3 protein-coding genes are annotated in these 4,067 nt (G+C 66.7%); 1 reads left to right on the top strand and 2 read right to left on the bottom strand.

What is annotated here, in order from left to right; translation table 11 throughout:
* Nucleotides 1-316 precede the first annotated feature (316 nt).
* A complete protein-coding gene (locus tag ACLP25_RS16310; protein WP_442470233.1) occupies nucleotides 317-1,519 on the bottom strand; it encodes an ABC transporter substrate-binding protein in 1,203 nt (400 codons plus the stop codon).
* 268 nt (nucleotides 1,520-1,787) lie between these two features.
* A complete protein-coding gene (gene aroA, locus ACLP25_RS16305; protein WP_442470232.1) occupies nucleotides 1,788-3,134 on the bottom strand; it encodes a 3-phosphoshikimate 1-carboxyvinyltransferase in 1,347 nt (448 codons plus the stop codon).
* 164 nt (nucleotides 3,135-3,298) lie between these two features.
* Between aroA and ACLP25_RS16300 the strand changes: the two genes are divergently transcribed.
* Nucleotides 3,299-3,670, top strand: coding sequence for a TIGR02300 family protein (locus tag ACLP25_RS16300; protein WP_442470231.1), 372 nt, complete (start codon nucleotides 3,299-3,301; stop codon nucleotides 3,668-3,670).
* Nucleotides 3,671-4,067: the final 397 nt, after the last annotated feature.

The raw sequence follows: 4,067 nt of genomic DNA, 5'->3' as shown, positions 1-4,067 counted from the left end.
CCCTCATCGAATTTCAAACGGATACGCCAAGCTGGGCGCGACCCCCGCCAAGGGGCGCCGATAGGCGCCCGTCCCGCGAGGCCGGCGGGGGCGGAGCGCCTGGAAGCCCACTGCCGGGAGCGGCAAGTGAGGCGGACGGCGATTGGATTGCGTTTTTGCCGAGGCGCCCCGAAACCCTCATCCGGCCCTTCGGGCCACCTTCCCCCTGAGGGGGAAGGGGACGCCCCTTTCCCACCGGGAGAGGGAAGCCGCGAAGCGGCAGGGTGAGGGCAAGATGGCGCGGCCCGACACCATCACGCGCCCAGGGACAAACGCCCTACTTCTTCACCAACGGGCAGGCGGAGTCGGCGAGCGAACCATAGGCCTCCTCGCCCGACATCGTCTTCACCAGCTTGTAATAGTCCCACGGCCCTTTCGACTCCTCGGGCGTCTTGACCTGCATCACATACATCGAGTGTTCGAGCAGCCCGTCGGGGCGAATGACGCCGTCGCTCGTGTACATGTCGTCGACCTTGGTTTTGTGGAGTTCAGCCATCACCTTGTCCGGGTCGGTCGCGCCGACCGCCTTGACCGCGTTGAGGTAGGCCAGCGTCGCGGAGTAATAGGCGGCCTGATTGTAGGTCGGCATGGCGCCCGTCTTGTCGAAGAAGCGCTTGCCAAAAGCGCGGCTCTTGTCGTTGAGGTCCCAGTACCAGCCGGCGGTGAGGTACAGCCCCTGAGCGGTATCGAGCCCGACCGCGTTGATGTCGGTGATGAAGGCGAGCAGCGCCGCCGGCTTCATCGTGTTGGTGAGGCCGAATTCGTGCGCGGCCTTCAGGGAATTGATGGTATCGGCGCCGGCGTTGGCGAGGCCGACCACCTGCGCCCCTGAGTTCTGCGCCTGCAACAGGTAGGACGAGAAGTCCGACGTTCCGAGCGGCGCCCTGACCGAGCCGAGCACCTTGCCGCCGCCGGCTTCGACGACCTTGGTCGCCGCCGCCTGAAGCTGCGTGCCGAAGGCATAGTCCGCCGTCAAGAAGAACCAAGTTTTTCCGCCCTGATCGAGGATCGTCTTCGCCGTGCCGTTGGCGAGCGCGTTGGTGTCGTAGCCGTAATGGATCGTGTAGGCGTTGCAGTCCTTGCCGGTCAGCGAAGCCCCCGCGGCGCCGATGGCGAAAAACGGCACCTTCCGTTCCTTGGCGATCGGCGCCATCGCGAGGCTCACGCCGGTGTTCGAGCCGCCGAGCAGCATCGTCAGGCCCCGCGTGTCCGCCCATTCCCGGAACTTGCTCGCCCCGATGTCGGGCTTGTTCTGATGATCCGCGGTCAAAAACTCGATCGGCTGGCCGAGCGCGCTGCCGCCGAAGTCGGCGATCGCCATCTTGATGCCCTCGACTGCCCTCGGGCCGTTCACGTCCGCATAGGGGCCCGACATGTCGTCGATGTCGCCGATCGCGACCTTGTCCGCCGCCTGCGCCGCCAGCGGCGAAAGCGCAAGGAGCGCGGCGAAGACGGAGGCGAGACTTCTCGTGCGATTCATTTCCGTTTCCTCCTGCTGGGACGGGCTCGACGGCCTGCCCATGGTCTCGTCGCGGCGCAGGCGAATCTCGCCGCGTCATCCTGTCTTTTTGTAACCGGATTTGTTCGGATTGTGGCGCCGGACGACAAGCGCACACAGTCCATGAATCGCGTACGGGAATCAATTCACTTGATCGCCGTCAAGCTGATGACGAAGCGCATGGCTTCGGGACAGCGGCGGCCGGCGACGGCGCGCGGCCGCCCTTGACGATGACGCCGGCGCGCGCAGGCTATTCGAACGTCGCGCTGAGCCGCTCCATCGCCGGGCGGAACTCGGGGAAGCTGGTGGCGATCATCGCGGTGTCGTCGACCGCCATCGGCTCCCGGCTCGCGAGCCCCATGACGAGGAAGCTCATCGCGATGCGGTGGTCCATGTGGGTGGCGACGAGCCCGCCGCCCTTCGGCGGGCCGCCGCCTTCAACGACGAGATCGTCACCTTCGATCGCATGCGCAACGCCGGCGGCGGCGAGGCCCGCCGCGACGGCCGCGAGACGGTTGCTCTCCTTGACCCTGAGCTCGTGCAGACCCCGCATCCGCGTCGTCCCGGACGCGAACGCCGCTGCGACCGCCAGGATCGGATATTCGTCGATCATGGAGGGCGCGCGCGCCGCGGGCACGTCGACGGCTCTCAACGCGCTCGCCCGCACCCTGAGGTCGGCGACCTCCTCGCCGCCCTCGATCCGCCTGTCGAGGATGTCGATGTCCGCCTCCATCTCGCGCAGCGTCGTAATGAGCCCCGTGCGCAGCGGGTTCATCATGACGCCCTCGACCACGATGTCCGAGCCGGGGACGATCAGCGCCGCCACGATCGGGAAAGCCGCCGATGAGGGATCGGCCGGCACGACGACCGGACTCGGCCTGAGTTCAGGGCGCCCGACGAGGTCGATGCGCCGTCCCTCGCCCTCCGTCGTGACTCTCACCTCGGCGCCGAAATGGGCAAGCATCTTCTCGGTGTGGTCCCGCGAGGCTTCGGTCTCGATCACCGTCGTGACCCCCCGCGCGTTCAGGCCGGCGAGGAGCACGGCCGACTTGATCTGCGCCGACGCGACCGGCGTCCGGTAGAGGATCGGGGACGGATCGCGCGCGCCTTTCAGCGTGATCGGGCAGCGGCCGCCCTCAGCCTGGGACAGGACTTCAGCGCCCATCCGTTTCAGCGGGTCGAGGATGCGATTCATCGGACGCTTGCGCAGCGAAGCGTCGCCGTCGAAGGTCGCCGTGATCCCATGCCCGCCGACGACGCCCATCATCAGTCGCGAGCCGGTGCCGGCGTTGCCGAAGTCGAGCGTTGCGCGCGGCGGCGGGAGCGAGCCGAGCCCCGGCCCACGAACGCGCCAGCGGCCTGGGGCGAGGCGTTCGACCGCCGCGCCGAGGGCCTCGCAAGCCTTGCCGGTGCGCAGCACGTCGTCGCCCTCGAGCAGCCCTTCAATCGGCGTTTCGCCGCAGGTGAGCAGGCCAAAAAGAAAAGCGCGGTGCGAGATCGACTTGTCGCCGGGCGGCCGGAACCGGCCATTGAGCGCTTGGCCGCGCACGGCGCTGAGCGGCGTTGGGACATGGGCATGGGACGGGGAGACGGACACGCGCGAACCCGGCTAGGTGACGAGAGCGCCGCTCGCGCGGCGACCGCTCGTAGCATCGGGTCGAACCCCTGTCGACGGCGGCGGAAACGCATTGACAGGGTTCCCCGACGTGGCTAACCGGAGCCTCCGAAAACAGCCATCGAAACGACAGGGAACCGATCCCATTGGCCAAGCCCGAACTCGGAACCAAACGCCAGTGCCAGGCGTGCGGCGCCAAATTCTTCGACCTCAACAAGGACCCGATCGTCTGCCCGAAGTGCGGCACGGTCTTCCAGGGGGCCGCGATGCGCGCCCGGGCGGCGACGAAGGAGGATGAAGAGGATACCCAGATGGTCGCCCCGGCGGGCGTCGACATGGTGTCGCTCGACGAGGTCGAGGCCGGCGAGGAGAAGGTCGCCGAGACTGTGGTCGAGGACATCGACGTCGAGGACGACGCCGCCGACGAAGACGACTCCTTCCTCGAGGAGGAGGAAGAGGACGAGGACGACGTCAGCAACTTGATCGACGGCGACATCGCGCCGGACGAGGAGGGCTGAGCTTGTCGCCGCCTCGGGACGCGCTGATCCCCCGAGGCGACGGTTTTGCGACAAGCGCCGCCTTTTTTTTGCGATAGGTCTTGTGGCGGGCGAAGCTTTGCGGTTATACCGCCGCCCGCGCGACCGATCCGTCGATTCCGTCTGGCTCCACCATTACCAAGCGACTGAAACATCTAAGTAATCCGATATTTCCAATGTGTGCCGCGTAAGCTTGCCGCGCAGGCGCAGGACCCAAATAGGACCCAAGATCGAAAAGCGTCCTGCACTAATTCCGAGGATGGTCCGTCGAGTTTGTCAGACTCACCTTTGCATCGCCTCGGCAACGCGTTACCTCTGCGCTAGCGATTGCGCGCGCCATGACCATCCGCAAGCTGGGCGCAGTCGACTTTACGGTCCA

Origin of the sequence: Roseiarcus sp. (assembly GCF_052145395.1) — a bacterium.
Lineage (GTDB): Bacteria > Pseudomonadota > Alphaproteobacteria > Rhizobiales > Beijerinckiaceae > Roseiarcus.
This window is presented reverse-complemented; position numbering and strand designations above follow the sequence as displayed.